The organism is Luteococcus sp. H91 (genome assembly GCF_038433135.1).
Taxonomy (GTDB): Bacteria; Actinomycetota; Actinomycetes; order Propionibacteriales; family Propionibacteriaceae; genus Luteococcus.
The window spans coordinates 56,114-73,925 of record NZ_JBCDMV010000008.1; the positions used below are offsets into that span (position 1 = coordinate 56,114).

A 17,812-nucleotide genomic window follows, 5' to 3' on the forward strand; every position below is an offset into this window, starting at 1 on the left:
AAAAATTTCTGTAAACAGCGGATTTGCGTCTCATTCTCCAGCCTTTGCCGGTGATCCTGCGGATGCTCCCAGCTCAAGGTGACGCGATCCTTCGGCCCAAGGGGGCCGTGCGCGGGAATTGTTTCACCTCCTGAACGGCCCCTGAAGGGCCGAAACCATCCGAAATCTGAAACGGCGTCTTACTATTTGGGCATTTGCTTGCGGTGGAGCCTTCCAGAAGGTCAGTGTGGCGGTACGGCAATGGAGCCGCCCGAGATTCCATTCCCCGAACGAAGGCTCTGACATGACTGCTCCGGCGTTGATCCTCCTGGCCCACGGCTCCGCACAGCCGGAGATGACCAGCACGATCCATCAGCTGCGCATGCAGATGCAGCAGAGCCGTCGCGAGCTCAACATCGGCCTTGCCTTCCTGGACAAGTGTCCCCCGTCGGGGCCGGCGGTCGTCTCGGCCCTGGCCGCCCGGGGCGTGAAGGAAATGGTCTTTGTTCCGCTCGACCTGACCCACGCCGTCGAGGTCTGTGAGCAGGCCACCGGCATGCTGGAGCGTGTCCGCGCCCTGCACCCCCAGGTGGCGATGACCCTGGCTCGTCCGCTCGGCCCGGCCACCGACCTGCTGAATGTGCTCGACGCCCGCCTGCGGGAGGCGCTGCGCCAGACCCACGCCGTGGAGCTCGACGGCCTGGTGCTCTCGGCTCCGGAGGCCGGCGACACCCGCGGCAATGCGCTGCTGGCCCGGCGGGCGCGGCAGTGGTCCGCGCACCACAAGCTCCCCTGCGTCGTCGCCTGCAATGACGGTAGTGGTGCCAACGTCGCCCAGGCGGTGGCCGCGCTGCGCTCGCAGGGTCGCCGTCATGTCGCCGTCGGCAGCTTCTACATCTCGGCCGACGAGAACTACCACGCCATGCGTGAGTCGGCCCTCGCGGCCGGTGTCGAGGCGGTCTCTGCCCCGATGGGTGACCACGAGTTCATCCTGGATCTGGTGATGGCACGCTACGTCTTTGCCGCCATGGAGTTGCTGGATGCCGAACTGCCGCAGAACCAGCAGCTGGACGACGAGGCGCACCACGCGATCTGAGATCGCACCGGCGTGGGGTCTACGCACACTCTCCCACGTACACGACGACGGGGCGGCACCCCAACCGATGGGTGCCGCCCCGTCGTCCATGCGTCGCGGTGGGCCTCAGCTCTTGTTGACCCGCTCCAGCTCTTCGGCGACGTCAAAATCGGCCTCTGGCCAGGCCAGATCCATCTCTTCCAGGGTCTCCAGCAGGATCTGGGCAACAGCCCAGTTGCGGTACCACTTCTTGTCCGCCGGGATGTGATACCACGGAGCGTCGTCGGTGTTGCACCGCTCCAGCAGATCCGCATAGGCCTGCATGTACGCCGGCCACTTGCTGCGGGAATCCACGTCCCCCGGGTTGTACTTCCAGTACTTCTCGGGGTTCTCCAGGCGTTCCACCAGCCGGGCCTTCTGCTCGTCGCGGCTGACATTGAGGAAGCACTTGACCACCTTGACGCCGTCGGCCACCAGATCCGCCTCGAACTTGTTGATCTGGTCGTAGCGCTTCTCCCACTCCTCCACCGGGACCAGCTCGTCGACGCGCACGATCAGCACATCCTCGTACTGGGACCGGTCGAAGATGCCGATCATGCCGGCGCCGGGCAGGGCCTGCTTGATCCGCCACAGGAAGGTGTGCTTGCGCTCTTCGGCCGTCGGGGACTTGAAGGCCTTGAGCGCGACGCCCTGCGGATCGACCATGCCGATGGCGTGCCGGATCACGCCGCCCTTGCCGGAGGTGTCCATGCCCTGCAGGATCACCAGCACCTTGGGTGCCTTGGGATCCTCGCGCCCATTGGCGTACAGCCGCTCCTGCAGGTCGCTCAGCCGGGCCTCGATCTCTGCCGCGTACTCGGGTGCATCGGCCTTGCCCTTGCCGGGGTAGCCCGGGGCGGAGTCGGCGTCCAAGGAGTCCATCGACACGGGCCCCTGCGGGATCCGTAGCAGTTCCCGCAGGGAGGTGTCCTTGCCGACCACCGCGTTCTTGGAGCTGGACTTCTTGGCGGACTTGCCGCTCTCGGACTTCTTCTTCGATGCCTTTGCCATGCGGGCCATTCTGGCCCCAAACGGGCGCCCTCGTCACCAAAAGTTCACCATCGGTTCGGAAAAGTTCAGTCCGCGCTCAAGAAATTGACGGGATCACCCCTTGTGAATGTCCGGTCAGCCCGACGCCTTCTTGGCCCGGGAGGGCTGCACCCGGGGCGGCTCCCCCGCCATCTTCGGGTACTCCGGCGGGTAGGGCAGCTCCCCCTCCCCCGCCTGCTCGTCCCGGCGGTACCACTCCAGCGCCGTGGCCAGACTGCCCCGCTGCGATGCGTACAGCGGCTCCCACAGATCCCCGAGATCCGCGAAGCGCCCGGGCATGGTCTGCACGGTGAAGGCGGCGGGATCGACCGTCGCAACCTCATCCCAGTCCAGCGGCGCGGAGACCTGCGCGCTGGGCACCGGCCGGATGGAATAGGCGCTGGCCATCAGCCGGTCGCGGGCCATCTGGTTGAAGTCGACGAAGATCCGCTCGCCGCGCTCCTCCTTCCACCAGTTCACCGTGACCAGCTCCGGCAGTCGGCGCGCCAGCTCGCGTCCGATGGCGATGGTGGCATGTCGGGCATCGATGAAATCGGCTGGCTGCACGCGGCAGAAGACGTGCAGGCCACGCCCGCCGGAGGTCTTGCACCAGCCCTGCAGGCCGACGTCGCCGAGCACCGCACGCAGTTCGAGGGCAGCCCGGGCGGCGTCACCGACGTCGGTCCCGGGTTGGGGATCAAGATCGATCCGCAACTGGTCCACGTGTTCCGTGTCGGGCGCGGTCACCGGCCAGGGATGGAAGCGCAGCGTGCCCAGGTTCAGCATCCACACCAGATCCGCGACGCTTGTGGGGGTCACCTGCTGGGCGGTCCGCCCTGACGGGTAGGTCACGGTTGCGGTCTGGACCCCCTCTGGCAGGCCCTTGGGTGCCTTCTTCTGGTAGAAGGCGTCGCCCCGGCCGTCGGCCCGGGTTGCCAGGACAGCACCCTCCACCACGCCGCCGGGCCAGCGCTCCATCGTCGTAGGACGGCCATGGAGCGCCGCCAGCATGCCGGGCCCAACGGCCATCACATAGCGCGCCAGATCCAGTTTGGTCAGCCCCAGCTCCGGGAAATAGACCTTGTCGGGGCTGGAGAGGCGCACCTCGCGGCCATCCACCTCCAGCATCACGGCGTCACTCTTGGGCATGGCCCCAGCCTAGGCGAAGCGTTGGCTGGGGGCGGGTACCCTCGTCGCCATGAGCAATGACACCCCCGAGAACGAGCTGGCACCCGTCGGCAAGATCGTCAAGACCGAAGCCGAGTGGCGTGCGCAACTGGACGATCTGGAATACCAGGTACTGCGCCAGGCCGGCACCGAGCAGCCCTTCACCGGCGAATACACCGACACCACCACCGAAGGCGTCTACCGCTGCCGTGCCTGCAACACCGAACTCTTCCGCAGCGACGAGAAGTTCGGCTCGCACTGCGGCTGGCCGAGCTTCTTCGCGCCGCTGGCCGAGGACCGGGTGGTCTACCTGGATGACGACTCCATTCCGGGACGCCCGCGCACCGAGGTGCGCTGCGCCGCGTGCGATTCTCACCTGGGGCACGTGTTCAAGGGCGAGGGCTATGACACGCCCACCGACCTGCGCTACTGCATCAACTCCGTTTGCCTTACCCTGCAGGAAAAGGACTGAACCCGGCGGATCCGGGCGGCTGTCGCGGGTGATGAATTTATGCGCCTTATCAGAGGCGCTGACGCGGCACTAGCGTGATGGCTGCCGGACCGCGGGGGCACTGGCGTCGCCGGGGCCGGCATCACCCCAGGAGAAGTATCGACATGCGTCGCATCACCATCACCGTCGTCAGCCTGAGCAGCCTCCTACTCCCCCTCAGCCCGGCCACCCCAGCGCGGGCGGCCGGCACCGATCTGGGCCAGGCCAGCGCCTGGGCCGCCTTCTCCGCCCCCGACCGGTGGGTCAACCAGGCGGACAATGTGCACTGGTATGTCGCCACCCCCGCACTGACCCAGTCAGCCCTGCAGAAGCCGATCCGATTCACGGTCACCAGCCCCCGCACCATCGACTGCGCCAATCTGGGCGCCGGCTACCAGAGCGGCGGCACCTGGACGGCCGCCCCGATCCGCACCCGCACATGCACCGCCACGCGGGCGGTGGTCGAGATCACCCCGACGGCGGCCATGGCGGGGGCACGGGTGACCCTCACCGGCTGGTCGGCGGTTGCCCGTCGCACCGCCGCAACCATCAAGGGCACCGTCCGGCTCGCCGGCCAGACCCGCACCGCCACCTCGACCGCCAGCCGAGCGGCCGCGCCGAAGCCCATCGGTCCGCTGGTGCAGATCGGCACGTGGAAAAGGAAGCCGGTCTACGCCTCCAGCCTCAACGGCATCAACGAGATCTGGGTGGGCAAGGGCTCTCGGGCGGTGCGCTACGCGTCGATCGACGGCGCCGCCTGGCACGTCGGGATGAGCGGTTCCCGGGTGGACGTGTGGACCGAGGACGGGGCCGAACTGCGCGGTTGGCACCTGGACCTCGCGACCGGCAAGACCACCTCCCAGGAGTTGGCCTCGGGCGAGGTCAGCCGACAGGGCAAGCCGGGCTTCTGGCTGCGACTGAACGGCACCGAGGGTGGCATCGGTGGCGAGGAGTGGCTCTATGACTGGGCCGGGACCCGGCACGTCGTTACCGACATGTTCTTCGCCCGCCCCGGGCGCAACCTGGGATTCACCAGCGCCCACGCCTTCGCCCTCGAGGGTCGCCAGCTGGCGGACGCGGTGGCGATCTTCTCCCTGGACGGCACCCCGAAGCAGACCGTGCCCGTGCCGGGGATGATCACCGACAGCGAGCTGGATGCCACCGGCGTGGTGATCAGCTACCGGCCCCTGGGCGGCACCGAGATCGCTGGTTGCCGGGTGGAAGCGGGCTGGACCAGCTGCCAGCCGATCGGCTGACCTCCCGGGTCGACGGTGCACGTCGACCTGCCCCGGGCACGCGCCGCAACACGTGCGCGGGGCGGTTGCACGTGCACCGTCAAGGTCAGGGCCGGTGTGGGACCAGCCCGCGACGGATCAGCCCAGCACCGACGCGTCGACGGCCTTGGCCGGATCGACCGGCTTGGTGATGATCCCCGCGGTCCGCATGAACTTCTCCATTGCGATGAAACGCTCCGGGTCCAGGGTCAGCTCGGGCACCTGCTGGTCGCCGCGCCACAGCGGCAGGGTTGCGGCCAGCGTCGCCTTGGCATTGCGCTGCGCCGCCGGGGCGGACAGACCAGGGATGTGCGGGGCGCTGGTGGTGATCGCGTCATCGGGATTGGCCACCACACCCTGCACTCCCCCGACGACGGCCCGGCAGACCGCCTTCACCAGCTCCGGGGAGGATTCCAGCACGTCCCGGCTCGTGACGATGCTGCTGCTGACCAGGGGAATGTCATCGCCCAACGGGATCTGTCGCACCGCGACGCCGGACTGGGCAAACTGCACCACGTCGTTGTTGCTGAAACCGACGATCGCGTCCACCTTGCCGGTGGCCAGCGCCGCCTGTTGGGTGTAGCCGATCGAGGTGATGGTCACCTGTTTGCGGGTGAGCCTGGCATTGTGCAGCGCCAATTGCAGCCCGAACCAGGATTCGCCGTACTCCCCCGGAATGCCGATGGTGCGACCGGACAGATCGGTCAGAGTCTTGATGGCGGACTTCTCCGGCACGATCAGCACCACCGGGTAGCGCTGGTAGTAGCCGGCGACGGTGACCAGCTGCATTCCCTCCGCATTGGCCTGCAGCACCTCATCGCCACCCGCGATCACGAACTCTTCCTGCCCGGCACCGAGCGCGGTGAACAGCCCTTCACTGGCGCCGTGGTGCCGCAGCGTCACCGCTGCGCCCTGCTGGGTGAACAAGCCCTTGTCGGTGGCCCAGTAGAAGGGGGCGAACTGGATGTTGGGGATGTAGGTCAGGCCAATGGTCGCCTTCAGCGCAGCGCTGCCGCCGGTATCCGGGGCGGGCTGCTGGGCCTGCTGCACCGCCGTCCCGTTGCAGCCGGCGGCGGCCAGCAGGCCGCCGGCTCCCAGACCGAGCATCAGGCGTCGGGTCAGCAGGGTGTCCATCGGGATTCCTTTCGCAAGGTCAGGCGTCGCGGAGCTGGGCGCCGACGAGCTTGGAGCGGCGCTCCAGGGTGCGGATCGCCGTGTAGATCAGGGAGGCGACGGTGCACAACAGGATGATGGTGGAGAACATTCCCGCGGTGTCCACCTGGTCACGCTGCACGGTGAGCACCTGGCCGAGCCCCTCACCACCCATCACCATCTCACCCACCACCGCGCCGGTGATGCTCAGGGTGAAACCATTGCGCAGACCGGCCAGGGCGCTGGGGAGGGCGAGCGGCAGTTCGATCCACCACAGGTGCGCCAACCGGCCGGCGCCATCCATCCGGGCGGCGTCCACCACGTCGGGATCCACATGCCGCAACCCCACCAGACTGGTCACCAGGATCGGGAAGAAGACCATCAACGCGCACAGCACCATCACCCCCAGCAGGCCATAGCCCACCCAGAGCACCAGCAGCGGCGCCAGGGCGATCGCCGGGATGGCCTGGGTGGCGCCCAGGAAGGGGTTGGCGGCTGCGGAGAACCACGTCGACTCGTGGATGGCGACTGCCAGTGGCAGGCCCGCCAGCGCACCGATCAGGCACCCGCCCAGGGCCTCGGCCAGGGTGGTGCCGAGGTAGCCCCAGGTGGCCGGGACGGTCAGGTCCTGCCCCAGACGATGGACGACGGCTGACGGGCTGGGCAGCACGAAAGCCGGCCACTGGGCGGCCAGCACCACCACCTGCCACAGCCCGATCAGGACGACCGCCAGCGCCAACGGCGCCACCACGGCCCGGGTCCGGTCGCTCACGCGAGTCAACGCTTCAGCAGCAACCGCAGGCATCCTCGCGGGGGGTGCCCCAGCTGGCCACGATCTCGGCCAGTTCACGTCGACGACCGGTGTAGAAGGGCTGCTCCTCCTTCATGTGGCGGCGGGCCTCGGCGGCGCGTAGATCCCGCATCAGGTCGACGGTCTCGTGCAGGGCGTCGCTCTCGAAAGCCAGGATCCACTCGTAGTCACCCAGCGCGAAGGAGGAGACGGTGTTGGCCCGCACGCCCGGGTAGGGGGCGGCCATCCGGCCGTGCTCACGCAGCATGGTCTTGCGCTCCTCCTCGGGCAGCAGGTACCAGTCGATGCTGCGCACGAAGGGGTAGACCACCACGGTCTTCTTGGGAGCCTCACCGGAGAGGAAGGAGGGGATGTGGGCCCGGTTGAACTCGGCCTGGCGATGCAGCGCCATCTGCGACCAGACGGGAATGAGGGTCTCACCCAGCTCCGTGGCGCGCAGCGCGTGGTAGGCGTCCTGCAGGGTCTCGAAGCTGGGGGCATGCCACCAGACCATCAGGTCGGCGTCGGCGCGGAAGCCGGCGACGTCATAGAAGCCGCGGATCACCAGGCCCTGGCCGGCTCCGGCCTGCTCGATCGCCGCCAGCGCCTCGTCGACTGCCTCGGGGCGCACCGGGGTGGTGCGGGCGAAGACCGACCACATGGTGTAGTTCAGTTCGGAGTTGATCTTGTCGACGTCCAGGCGTGCCATATCGATGTCCTTGTCTCGTGCGGCTTGTCTTGTCTTGACGGAGGTCTGTGGCGGTCGGTGGGCCGGGCTCAGCAACCGGCGTCGGCGCGCAGCCCGGGGCCCTCGGTGTGGATGAGTTCGACGATCCGGGTGAGTACCGCCGGGTCGGTCGTGGGCGGCACACCGTGGCCCAGGTTGAAGATGTGGCCCGGTGCCTTGGCGCCGGCCCGGATCACCTCGCGGACCCGCTCGGCCAGCACCTCCCATGGGGCCAGCAGCAGGGCCGGGTCAAGATTGCCCTGGACGGCCTTGGCAGAGCCGATCCGGGTACTGGCGACGTCCAACGGGGTGCGCCAGTCGACACCGACCACGTCGCTGCCGGCCTCGCTCATGGCGCCCAGCAGCTCGGCAGTACCGACGCCGAAGTGGATGGTGGGCACGTCGCCGGTCAGTGACTGCAGGACCCCGCGGCTGTGCGGCAGCACCCGCTCCCGGTAGTCGCGCTCGGAGAGGGCCCCCGCCCAGGAGTCGAAGAGTTGCACCGCACGGGCGCCAGCGTCGATCTGCACCTGGAGGAAGGCGCCGGAGATCTGCCCGAGCCGCCGGCAGAGCTCGTCCCACAGTTCGAGGTCACCGGCCATCATCGACTTGGTCAGGGCGTGGTCCTTGCTGGGGCCGCCCTCCACCAGGTAGCTGGCCAAGGTGAAGGGGGCGCCGGCGAAGCCGATCAGCGGGGTGGCGCCGAGCTCGTCGACGATGCTGTGGATGGCCTGGGTGACGAATCCGACGTGCCCCGCCTCCAGCGGCACCAGCTGGTCCAGATCGGCCCGGGTGCGCACCGGGTGGGCGATGACCGGTCCGGTTCCCGCCACGATGTCCAGGTCGACCCCGATCGCCTTGAGCGGCAGCACGATGTCGGAGAAGAAGATTGCCGCGTCCACCGCGTGCCGGCGCACCGGCTGCAGGGTGATCTCGTGGATCATCTCCGGGTCGGCACAGGCGTCGAGCATCCGGGTGCCCACCCGCAGCTCGCGGTACTCGGGCAGGGATCGGCCGGCCTGGCGCATGAACCAGACGGGCAGCTGGGTTCCCTGCTGGCGGCGGGCGGCGGCGACAAGGACGGGCATGGCAGAGTCGGTCACCTTCCGGATTCAACCACAGTCGCCCGGTACAGACACATCGCGGTGAGCGGGGCAGCACATTGGGCGCGGGCTGCTCCGGCGAGTCTCGGCCGGAGGCGTCGTCCATGTGCATAGGGTCAACGCTGTGAGTGCCCAGCTTCCGCCCGACGCCGACGCGCTGGATTTTGCCGCGCTCACCCAGGAGATGGCCTCATATCCCTGGCGACAGGAGGTGGAGGTGGAGTCCATCCCCTCCCCGCAACGCATCGCCCCCTATTCCGCCGCGATCGCCGCCGACGTGGTCAGCGATGGTGCCGAGCTGGGCAATGGCAGGTTGGTGCTGCTGCACGACCCACAAGGGGTCGAGGCCTGGGAGGGCATCCACCGCTGCGTCACCTTCGCCCGGGCCGAGGTGGACTTCTCGATGGTCACCGATCCCCTGCTGGCCGAGGTGGGCTGGTCCTGGCTGACCGATGCCTTGGAGGCCCACGGCGCACCCTATGCCGCCGCCTCTGGCACGGTCACCGCCGTTTCCAGCCGCTGCTTCGGTGAGATGCGGGACACCCCGGATCGTGCCGAGGTGGAGATCCGCGCCTCCTGGACCCCGCTGATCGACCACCAGCATGGCATCACCCCACATCTGGCGGCGTGGCAGGATTTGTTGTGCACCACCGCGGGCCTGCCCGCGCTGCCGGCAGGCATTGTGCTGCTGGGCTCCCGCACCGGAAGGACTCGATGACCACGCCCCACCCCGACGCCACCCTCACTGCTGAATCCGTGATTCCCGATCCCGTCGAGGAGTCCGTCGAGCCTGCGGCCGAGTTGCCCGTGCTCGACGAGCCGGCCGATGGGCTGCCCATCGTGGTGGACACCCCAGCCGCCCTGGCCGCCAGCATTGCTGCGCTCGCCGCCGGCACCGGCCCCCTGGCCGTGGACGCGGAGCGGGCCCAGGGCTTCCGCTATTCCAACAAGTCCTATCTCTTCCAGTTCCGCCGGGCCGGCGCCGGAACCCACATCGTCGATCCCACCGCCTTCGAGGGTGACGACGGCACCGCGGATCTCTCCGCGCTGGGCGAGGCAGTGGCCGACGCGGAGTGGATCATCCACGCCGCCACCCAGGACCTGCCCTGTCTGGTGGAGGCGGGCCTGGTGCCGCGCACCATATTCGACACCGAGCTGGCCGGTCGCCTGCTAGGGCTGCCCAAGGTGGGGCTGGGGGCGATGATCGAGCAGTTCTTCGGGCTGCGGCTGCTCAAGGAGCATTCCGCGGCGGACTGGTCGCGTCGCCCGTTGCCCGACGAGTGGATCAACTATGCCGCGCTCGACGTGGAACTGCTGGTGGAGCTGCGTGACCGGATGGCCGAGGAATTGCAGCGGGCTGGCAAGCACGAATGGGCCCGTCAGGAATTTGCCTGGCTGGTGGAGCGCTGCACCGACGAGCCTCGCGTGCGGGGGGATCGCTGGCGCCGCACCAATGGCATGCACCAGGTGCGTTCGGCGCTGGGACTGGCCGTGGTGCGGGAACTGTGGACGGTGCGCGACGAGCTTGCCGCCAAGTTGGACAAGGCACCGGGCCGCCTGGTGCAGGATGCCGCGATCTGCGAGCTGGCCGCCCTGGCCGCCAGCACCAAGCCGGCGCATGTGCCCAGCAAGGACGAGCTGCGCCGGGTCAACGGCTTCAAGCGCCGCGCCGCCCGGCAGTACGAGAACAACTGGCTGATCGCGTTGGAGCGGGTGGCGCAGCTGGGGCCCAAGCAGTTGCCCAGCCTGCGGGTGGCTCCGGACGGGCCTCCCCCGCCGCGTAGCTGGGACCGGCGCTTTCCCGAGGCCTACGCCCGCTGGAACCGGGTGCGTCCGGCCACCCAGCAGCTGGCCGTGACCCTGGGGCTGCCGCCGGAGAACCTGGTCAGCCCCGACACCCTGCGTCGGATCACCTTCGAGCCGCCGTCGCCGCTCACCCCCCAGGCCGTCGACGCGGCCCTGACCGAGCTGGGAGCCCGTCCCTGGCAGCGGGAATTCCTGGTTCCGGTGCTCTGCCGACTCTTCCCCGAACCGGCCTGAGGCCTCGACAGGCTCGGCCACCTTGGTGTCGTTGCGCGGGGACGTCACCACGGTCCCCGAGCCCGTCGAGGGGTGCTGCGGGCGCCTGACTAGCGGGGTTGCTCGAAATTGGGCACGGCTCGGGTGGCGTCGCCGGAGAGGCTCACGTCGCTGCTGCCGGCCAGGTAGCAGCCCAGCACCTCGCGGGCGATGTCCTGCCCGGTCAGTCCGTGGTCGGCCAGCACCTCGTTGCGGCTGGCGTGGGGCAGGAATTCCTGCGGGATGCCGAAGCACATCAGCGGGGTCTGCACCCGCATCCGGTGCATCTCTTCGGAGAGGTGGCTGCCGGTGCCACCCACCACCATCGAGTCCTCGATGTTGACGACCAGTCGGTGCTGCGCGGCCAGATCCACCAGCGACGGGTTGACGGGCAGCGACCACACCGGGTCGATCACGCTGGCACGCACCCCCTGCCGGCCCAAGCGCTCGGCGACGTCCAGCGCCAGGCCCATGAACTGGCCATGACCCACCACCAGCACCTGGCTGTCCTCACTGATCCGCAGCAGGTCCATCCCATCCAGGGAACGGATCGCGGGGATCGGGTCGGGCAGGCGCTCCTTGGACCAGCGCACCACGGTGGGGGCGTCGTCCACCCCGATCGCGGTCTCCAGTGCCTCCTCCATCCGCTGCCGGTCACGGGGCGAGGCCAGTCGCAGCCCGGGCACCAGCCCGCAGATCGAGACATCCCACATGCCGTTGTGGCTGGCCCCGTCGGTGCCGGTGACGCCCGCCCGATCCAGGCAGAAGGTGACGCCCTGCTTGTGCAGTGCCACGTCCATCAGCATCTGGTCGAAGCCGCGGTTCAGGAAGGTGGAGTAGACGGCAACCACCGGGTGCAGACCACCCGCGGCCAGGCCTGCGGCGGAGGTGATGGCGTGCTGCTCGGCGATGCCGACGTCGAAGACCCGATCCGGGAAGACCTGGCTGAACCGAGCCAGCCCCACCGGGTGCAGCATGGCCGCGGTGATCGCCACCAGCTCGGGGTGCTTGTCGCCCAGCTTCACCATGTGGTCGCTGAAGGCATCGGTCCAGGTGGCCTGGACGCTGGCGGACAGCGGCTCCCCGGTCAGCTCGTTGATCTTGCCGACGGCGTGGAAGCGATCCTCCTCATTGTCCTCGGCGAACTTGAAGCCCCGGCCTTTCTGGGTGATGGTGTGCACCAGCACCGGGCCCCCGAAGCCCTTGGCCTGCTCCAGGGCACGCTCCACCGCATCCTCGTCGTGGCCGTCGATCGGGCCCAGGTACTTGATCCCCAGGTCGCTGAACATGCCCTGCGGCGCCAGCACATCCTTCAGCCCGGTCTTCATGCCGTGCAGCAGGTCATAGGCGGGCTTGCCCACCACGGGAGTCTTGTTGATGCTGCGCTTGGCCACGCCCAGGGCCTGCTCATAGCGACGATCGGTGCGCATCCCGGCCAGGTGGGTGGCCAGGCCGCCCACCGTCGGGGTGTAGGAACGGCCGTTGTCGTTGACCACCACCACCAGCTTCAGGTCGTCCTGCACGGCGATGCTGTTCAACGCCTCCCAGCACATGCCGCCGGTCAGGGCACCGTCACCCACCAGCACCACCACCGTGCGATCCTCACCGCGCAGCCGGAAGGCCTTGGCCAGCCCCTCGCCCCAGCTGAGCGAGGTGGAGGCGTGCGAATTCTCCACCCAGTCGTGCTCGCTCTCCTCCCGCGACGGGTAGCCGGACAGCCCACCCTTCTGACGCAGGCCATCGAAGTCCCCCGCCCGGCCGGTGAGGATCTTGTGCACATAGCTCTGGTGGCCCGTGTCGAAGATCAGCGGATCGTGCGGCGAGTCGAAAACCCGGTGCATCGCGATGGTCAGCTCCACGACGCCCAGGTTTGGCCCCAGATGCCCGCCGGTACGACTCACATTGGTCACCAGGAAGGCGCGGATCTCACGCGCGAGCTCGTCGAGCTGTTCACGGGTGAGTGCCCTGAGATCGCTGGGCCGGGTGATTTGTTCCAACAAAGCCATGAGAAACATCCTAGGGCCGTTGGCCAAGTTCACGGCCTCAACCGGCTGGAAGTCAGAGTTTGCGCAGGAAGATTCGCCCCCGTAGTGCCTCCTCCACCAGCATCACGGCTCGCCGTACTCGTACCAGCCGTGCCCCCTCGGTCTGGATCGCCTCCGCGGCCTGGTCCAGCACCGCATGGTCGACGTACTCCCCCAGGCTCGGCCGGGTTGTCGCCAGGGCCTGCCGCGACGAGCGGATCTGCCCCTCCACGAATTCCGCGGCAAAGCGGGCCAGCACGACGGGGTGGCGCCGCAGCACCGGGTAGCCGCGGTAGTCGGCCGGGCACTGGTCCAACAGCCAGCCGATGGCGCTGGCCTCCCAGTCCGGGGCGCCCGGCGGCAACACCTCGGTGGGCCAGCCCGGCGGCACATAGATACGCTCCGGGGCCGCCCCGGCTCGGCGCTCGCCCGAATCGGGCACGATCCGCAGTGAACCGCCGGAGTGGAATTCCTGCGGGCCCGGCCGACCGCTGGCCTGCTCGCGCGGCGGACGGTCCTGGTACTGCCTGAAGGCCACCGACATGTCGCACTCCTTCGAATATGTGTTCGATGATAGGTGTGGGGTGTTGCCCGGTGCAATGCCCGTGGCCCTCCCCCACCGCCTCGAACACTGCCAGTCGCCTCTGACATTTTTTCGCAAACCTGTTCGACGAGGGACTCCTGCGTCCCCCGAACGTGCAACAGCGCCCGCCCCGGAGACCGGGACGGGCGCCGAACGCCTCGTCAGGGAACTACTTCTTGGCGGCAACCGCCTTGGCCACGTCCTCCAGCACGGTGTTCAACTGGCTCTGGGTGATCTTCCCGCCACTCATGTCGGTGATCTGGATGAAGACATTGTCCACATGGCCCAGCGCACTGGTGGTCACCTGGCTCTGGCCGGCGACGCTCACGCTGGTCTTCTGCCCGGATTCGGTCTGCGAGCTGGCCGAATCCAGTGCCATGGTCTGGGTGGTGCCCTTGACCGTCACCTTCTGACCACTCTGGCTCATCGTCATCGAGAAGTTCTTGCAGGCATCCGCGGTGGTGTTCGCGGCCTCCACCAGCTTCTTGGCGTCCTCCCCGCTCGGCAGGGTGCGCACGATCACCAGCGGCAGGCTCTTGGCCCCGGAGACTGCCAGCGGCGTGGAGGCGGGCATCAGCTTCGCATTGGCCAGGGTGGCAGTCTTGCAGGCATCCGGCGTCACCGTTGCCGTCTTCATGCTCTGCGCCATCATGTCCGCGGCATTGACCTTCTTGATCTGCGCGGTGAGCTGGGCCGGAGCGGGCTGCAGCGCCACCCCATTCACCTTGACGCCCTTCAGCATGGCCTGCAGCTGGGCGTCGGTGTAGCTCTTGCCATCGCCTGAGGCCGCACCCCCCTCGCTGGCAGCTGCACTGGCATCGGCGCTGGCCGCATCGGATGACTGACCGGAGGCCTCGGTGCTGGCCTGGTCCGTGGCCCCGGCAGAGCTGGCGTCGGAGCCGGGGACGGCCACCGTCGAGCTGCTGGATGCCGGTGCGGCGGATTCCTTCTTGTCGCCACCGCAGGCGCTCAGCGACAGCAGGGCGACGGTGGACAGGGCGAGGATGGTGGTGCTGCGAGAGGTGGTCATGCGGGGCCTCCTGATCGACGGGCCAGTGGAAAACTCTGCCAGTGACCGTAGCGGGGATGGGGTTCACGCGGAGCCAGCACCGGTACACGTTCGTCCACCGCGAAATCGGACGGACACACCAGAGGGCCGCACTCCCGGTGGGGAATGCGGCCCTCAGCCGATCGACTGGGATCAGCAGATCACTTCATCAACTGGCGCAGCACGTACTGCAGGATGCCGCCGTTGAGGTAGTACGCCCGCTCTCCGGGGGTGTCGATTCGCAGGACGGCGTCGAACTCCACCGTGCTGCCGTCGGTCTTGGTGGCGACGACGTGCAGGGTCTTGGGGGTCACGCCCTCGTTCAGCTCGGTGACACCGGAGACATCGAAGGTCTCGGTGCCGTCCAGGCCGAGCGACTCGGCATTCTGGCCCTCCGGGTACTGCAGCGGGATGACGCCCATGCCGATCAGGTTGGAGCGGTGGATCCGCTCGTAGCTCTCGGCGATGACCACCTTGACGCCCAGCAGCGTGGTGCCCTTGGCTGCCCAGTCACGCGACGAACCAGAGCCGTACTCCTTGCCGGCCAGGACGACCAGCGGGGTGCCGGCCTTGGCGTAGGCCTCGGCGGCGTCGTAGACCGTGGTCACCGGGCCGTCGGGCTGGGTGAAGTCACGGGTGAAGCCACCCTCGGTGCCGGGCGCGATCTGGTTGCGCAGCCGGATGTTGGCGAAGGTGCCGCGGATCATCACCTCGTGGTTGCCACGACGGCTACCCAGCGAGTTGTAGTCGGCGCGCTCGACGCCACGCTCGGTGAGGTACTTGCCCGCCGGGGAATCCGACTTGATGGAGCCGGCCGGGGAGATGTGGTCGGTAGTGACCGAATCGCCCAGCTTCAGCAGCACCTTGGCACCCGTGACGTCCTCGACGGCGGTCGGCTCGGCCGGCATGCCGTCGAAGTAGGGGGCGCGACGGATGTAGGTGGAGGCATCGTCCCAGGCGAACAGGTTGCCGTCCGGGGTCTCCAGGTTCTGCCAACGCTCGTCGCCGGCGAAGACGTCGGCGTAACGGTTGGAGTACATCTCGGCGCTGATCGAGCTGCCGATCACCTCGTCGATCTCCGCCTGGGTGGGCCAGACATCCTTCATGAAGACGTCATTGCCATCGGAGTCCTGGCCGATCGGATCCTTGTCCAGGTCGATGTCCATGGTGCCGGCCAGGGCGTAGACAATCACCAGCGGCGGGCTGGCCAGGTAGTTCATCTTCACGTCGGGGCTGATCCGGCCCTCGAAGTTGCGGTTGCCCGACAGAACGGCGGTGACGGCCAGGTCATTGTCATTGATCGCCTTGGAGACCTCGGGGATCAGCGGGCCGGTGTTGCCGATGCAGGTGACGCAGCCGTAGCCGACGGTGTTGAACTGCAGCTCGTCCAGGTACTTCTGCAGACCGGACTTCTCGTAGTAGTCGGTGACGACCTGGGAGCCGGGGGCGACGGTGGTCTTGACCCACGGCTTGGGCTGCATGCCCTTCTCGATCGCCTTCTTGGCCACCAGCGCCGCACCGATCATCACGCTCGGGTTGGAGGTGTTGGTGCAGGAGGTGATGGAGGCGACGGTCACGGCGCCGTTGGCCAGCTCGAAGCTGCGGCCGTCGGCCAGGGTGACCGAGACGGTCTTGGCCGGGTCGTCGGTGTAGGCCTTGACCGATTCGGCGAAGGAGGGCTTGGACTCGGCCAGCACGATCCGGTCCTGCGGGCGCTTCGGGCCGGCGATCGACGGGACGACCGTCGACAGGTCCAGCTCGATGTACTCGGAGTAGACCGGCTCGTTGGCGGCGTCGTGCCACAGGCCCTGCTCCTTGGCGTAGGCCTCGACCAGAGCGATCTGGTCTTCCTCGCGGCCGGTCAGACGCAGGTAGTCGGTGGTCTTGTCGTCGATCGGCCAGATGGCGATGGTGGAGCCGTACTCGGGGCTCATGTTGCCGATCGTGGCGCGGTTGGCCAGCGGAACCTCGGAGACGCCGGGGCCGTAGAACTCGACGAACTTGCCGACGACCTTGTGCTCACGCAGCATCTCGGTGATGGTCAGCACCATGTCGGTGGCGGTGACGCCCTCGTTGAGCTTGCCGGAGAGCTTGAAGCCGACGACCTTGGGGATCAGCATGCTGATCGGCTGGCCGAGCATGGCAGCCTCGGCCTCGATGCCGCCGACGCCCCAGCCCACGACGCCCAGGCCGTTGACCATGGTGGTGTGCGAGTCGGTGCCGACGCAGCTGTCGGGGTAGGCCTGCAGCACGCCGTCGACGGTGCGCGGGAAGATCACCCGGGCCAGGTTCTCGATGTTGACCTGGTGGACGATGCCGGTGCCCGGGGGCACGACCTTGAACTCGTCGAAGGCGCCCTGCGCCCAACGCAGCAGCTTGTAACGCTCCAGGTTGCGCTGGTACTCGACGTCGGTGTTCAGCTGCAGGGCATCGGCGGTGCCGAAGTACTCGGCGATCACGGAGTGGTCGATGACCAGCTCGGCCGGGGCCAGCGGGTTCACCTTGGCGGCGTCGCCACCCAGATCCGCGACGGCCTGACGCATGGTGGCCAGGTCAACCACGCAGGCGACGCCGGTGAAGTCCTGCATGATCACGCGGGCGGGGGTGAACTGGATCTCCTGGTCGGGCTCACCGGTGGGAGCGCCGGCCGCGAGGGCCTTGATGTCCTCAGCGGTGATGTTGGCACCATCCTCGGTGCGCAGCAGGTTCTCAAGGAGCACCTTGAGGCTGTAGGGAAGCTTCTCGTGGCCCTCAACCGCGTCGAGCCGGAAGATCTCGTAGGACTGGCCGTTCACCTCAAGGGTGCTCTTGGCCCCAAAACTGTTGACGCTCATGCATCACTCCTGATCGGGCTGCCTTGGCGCCTGCGCCAAAGTCTCTTGATATCAAGATATCACGTTCATCGGGACGTGCCCGGGCGAACGGGAATTCCTCTCACAGTCTGCTACAGCAGACCCCTTGCTGCCAGCCAACGGACCGCCTAATAACGTGCGGAAATAATGCTCTAAATCTCGTCGACTTGGGCGGCGACTAGGCATTTCCCGTCCGGCGGCCGACCCGCAGCGGAGTTACTGCGCGGACGCGGCAAAGGCCGTGCGGGCCGCCCTCGCGCGCAGCTCCAGCCGATTGGCGTTCCATTGTTCGCGCAACTGCGGGTCGTCCATCACCAGGTAGACCAGACCGCAGTTGTGCGGGCCGTCGGCGCCGGGCTGGCACAGGCTGCACGGATCCCCCGGGCGAATGGGACACTTGGCGCTGGTCTTGGGCACCCGCC

Annotated in this window: 16 protein-coding genes; 5 read left to right on the forward strand and 11 right to left on the reverse strand. The window is 68.0% G+C overall.

All coding sequences use genetic code 11. From position 1 onward, the window contains the following. The first annotated feature begins 283 nt into the window (after window positions 1–283). Window positions 284–1,075 (forward strand): sirohydrochlorin chelatase, encoded by a 792-nt coding sequence (locus tag AAEX57_RS05490; RefSeq protein ID WP_342091507.1) that lies wholly within the window; start codon window positions 284–286, stop codon window positions 1,073–1,075. Window positions 1,076–1,180: 105 nt separating this feature from the next. Here AAEX57_RS05490 and AAEX57_RS05495 read toward each other — a convergent pair whose 3' ends face one another. Together AAEX57_RS05495 and AAEX57_RS05500 are read right to left on the reverse strand one after the other, a co-directional pair. Continuing rightward, window positions 1,181–2,035 carry a PPK2 family polyphosphate kinase gene (locus tag AAEX57_RS05495; protein WP_446721108.1) on the reverse strand — a complete coding sequence of 285 codons (855 nt, stop codon included), beginning with the start codon at window positions 2,033–2,035 and terminating at the stop codon, window positions 1,181–1,183. Window positions 2,036–2,218: 183 nt separating this feature from the next. Next, window positions 2,219–3,271, reverse strand: a complete 1,053-nt coding sequence (locus AAEX57_RS05500; RefSeq protein ID WP_342091505.1) for a DNA polymerase domain-containing protein — start codon at window positions 3,269–3,271, stop codon at window positions 2,219–2,221. A 49-nt stretch (window positions 3,272–3,320) separates the two neighbouring features. On the opposite strand from AAEX57_RS05500, the gene msrB reads away from it, so the two are divergent. Together msrB and AAEX57_RS05510 are read left to right on the forward strand one after the other, a co-directional pair. After that, complete coding sequence (msrB, locus tag AAEX57_RS05505; RefSeq protein WP_342091504.1) at window positions 3,321–3,761, forward strand: peptide-methionine (R)-S-oxide reductase MsrB; 441 nt, start codon at window positions 3,321–3,323, stop codon at window positions 3,759–3,761. 143 nt (window positions 3,762–3,904) lie between these two features. Then, window positions 3,905–5,035, forward strand: coding sequence for a hypothetical protein (locus tag AAEX57_RS05510; protein WP_342091503.1), 1,131 nt, complete (start codon window positions 3,905–3,907; stop codon window positions 5,033–5,035). Between the two features lie 117 nt (window positions 5,036–5,152). Here AAEX57_RS05510 and AAEX57_RS05515 read toward each other — a convergent pair whose 3' ends face one another. The 4 genes from AAEX57_RS05515 to hemE all read right to left on the reverse strand — a co-directional run bounded on the left by AAEX57_RS05515 (window position 5,153) and on the right by hemE (window position 8,810). Continuing rightward, the gene (locus tag AAEX57_RS05515) at window positions 5,153–6,187 is read right to left on the reverse strand and encodes an ABC transporter substrate-binding protein (RefSeq protein ID WP_342091502.1); all 1,035 of its coding nucleotides are present in this window, start codon (window positions 6,185–6,187) and stop codon (window positions 5,153–5,155) included. A gap of 19 nt (window positions 6,188–6,206) precedes the next feature. Then, window positions 6,207–6,977 carry an ABC transporter permease gene (locus AAEX57_RS05520; protein WP_342091501.1) on the reverse strand — a complete coding sequence of 257 codons (771 nt, stop codon included), beginning with the start codon at window positions 6,975–6,977 and terminating at the stop codon, window positions 6,207–6,209. Window positions 6,978–6,990: 13 nt separating this feature from the next. Beyond that, entirely contained in the window at window positions 6,991–7,704 is a 714-nt protein-coding gene (gene hemQ / locus AAEX57_RS05525; protein ID WP_342091500.1) for a hydrogen peroxide-dependent heme synthase, read from the reverse strand. 68 nt (window positions 7,705–7,772) lie between these two features. Then, a complete protein-coding gene (hemE, locus tag AAEX57_RS05530; protein WP_446721107.1) occupies window positions 7,773–8,810 on the reverse strand; it encodes a uroporphyrinogen decarboxylase in 1,038 nt (345 codons plus the stop codon). Between the two features lie 139 nt (window positions 8,811–8,949). Here hemE and AAEX57_RS05535 point away from each other — a divergent pair, with 139 nt between their 5' ends. Further along, complete coding sequence (locus tag AAEX57_RS05535; RefSeq protein ID WP_342091498.1) at window positions 8,950–9,543, forward strand: DUF3000 domain-containing protein; 594 nt, start codon at window positions 8,950–8,952, stop codon at window positions 9,541–9,543. After that, window positions 9,540–10,865: an HRDC domain-containing protein gene (locus AAEX57_RS05540; RefSeq protein ID WP_342091497.1), complete on the forward strand. Its 1,326-nt coding sequence runs from the start codon at window positions 9,540–9,542 to the stop codon at window positions 10,863–10,865. The genes AAEX57_RS05535 and AAEX57_RS05540 overlap by 4 nt, the downstream gene beginning before the upstream one ends. An 89-nt stretch (window positions 10,866–10,954) precedes the next feature. Here the strand turns inward: AAEX57_RS05540 and dxs are convergent, their stop codons facing one another. The 5 genes from dxs to AAEX57_RS05565 form a co-directional block, all read right to left on the reverse strand. Beyond that, window positions 10,955–12,889: a 1-deoxy-D-xylulose-5-phosphate synthase gene (gene dxs, locus AAEX57_RS05545; RefSeq protein WP_342091496.1), complete on the reverse strand. Its 1,935-nt coding sequence runs from the start codon at window positions 12,887–12,889 to the stop codon at window positions 10,955–10,957. 52 nt (window positions 12,890–12,941) lie between these two features. After that, window positions 12,942–13,451, reverse strand: a complete 510-nt coding sequence (locus AAEX57_RS05550; RefSeq protein ID WP_342091495.1) for a hypothetical protein — start codon at window positions 13,449–13,451, stop codon at window positions 12,942–12,944. A gap of 208 nt (window positions 13,452–13,659) precedes the next feature. Beyond that, window positions 13,660–14,520 (reverse strand): hypothetical protein, encoded by an 861-nt coding sequence (locus tag AAEX57_RS05555; RefSeq protein ID WP_342091494.1) that lies wholly within the window; start codon window positions 14,518–14,520, stop codon window positions 13,660–13,662. Window positions 14,521–14,699: 179 nt separating this feature from the next. Further along, window positions 14,700–17,372: an aconitate hydratase AcnA gene (gene acnA, locus AAEX57_RS05560; RefSeq protein WP_342091493.1), complete on the reverse strand. Its 2,673-nt coding sequence runs from the start codon at window positions 17,370–17,372 to the stop codon at window positions 14,700–14,702. 234 nt (window positions 17,373–17,606) lie between these two features. Beyond that, window positions 17,607–17,807, reverse strand: coding sequence for a DUF6767 domain-containing protein (locus tag AAEX57_RS05565; protein ID WP_342091492.1), 201 nt, complete (start codon window positions 17,805–17,807; stop codon window positions 17,607–17,609). Between the last annotated feature and the right edge of the window lie 5 nt (window positions 17,808–17,812).

Excerpts from the sequence above, each read along its gene's own strand:
- AAEX57_RS05490 (WP_342091507.1), top strand. The coding sequence starts at position 284 with ATGACTGCTCCGGCGTTGATCCTCCTGGCCCACGGCTCCGCACAGCCG.
- AAEX57_RS05500 (WP_342091505.1), bottom strand. The coding sequence starts at position 3,271 with ATGCCCAAGAGTGACGCCGTGATGCTGGAGGTGGATGGCCGCGAGGTG.
- msrB (WP_342091504.1), top strand. The coding sequence starts at position 3,321 with ATGAGCAATGACACCCCCGAGAACGAGCTGGCACCCGTCGGCAAGATC.
- AAEX57_RS05510 (WP_342091503.1), top strand. The coding sequence starts at position 3,905 with ATGCGTCGCATCACCATCACCGTCGTCAGCCTGAGCAGCCTCCTACTC.
- AAEX57_RS05515 (WP_342091502.1), bottom strand. The coding sequence starts at position 6,187 with ATGGACACCCTGCTGACCCGACGCCTGATGCTCGGTCTGGGAGCCGGC.
- hemQ (WP_342091500.1), bottom strand. The coding sequence starts at position 7,704 with ATGGCACGCCTGGACGTCGACAAGATCAACTCCGAACTGAACTACACC.
- hemE (WP_446721107.1), bottom strand. The coding sequence starts at position 8,810 with ATGCCCGTCCTTGTCGCCGCCGCCCGCCGCCAGCAGGGAACCCAGCTG.
- AAEX57_RS05540 (WP_342091497.1), top strand. The coding sequence starts at position 9,540 with ATGACCACGCCCCACCCCGACGCCACCCTCACTGCTGAATCCGTGATT.
- dxs (WP_342091496.1), bottom strand. The coding sequence starts at position 12,889 with ATGGCTTTGTTGGAACAAATCACCCGGCCCAGCGATCTCAGGGCACTC.
- AAEX57_RS05550 (WP_342091495.1), bottom strand. The coding sequence starts at position 13,451 with ATGTCGGTGGCCTTCAGGCAGTACCAGGACCGTCCGCCGCGCGAGCAG.
- AAEX57_RS05555 (WP_342091494.1), bottom strand. The coding sequence starts at position 14,520 with ATGACCACCTCTCGCAGCACCACCATCCTCGCCCTGTCCACCGTCGCC.
- acnA (WP_342091493.1), bottom strand. The coding sequence starts at position 17,372 with ATGAGCGTCAACAGTTTTGGGGCCAAGAGCACCCTTGAGGTGAACGGC.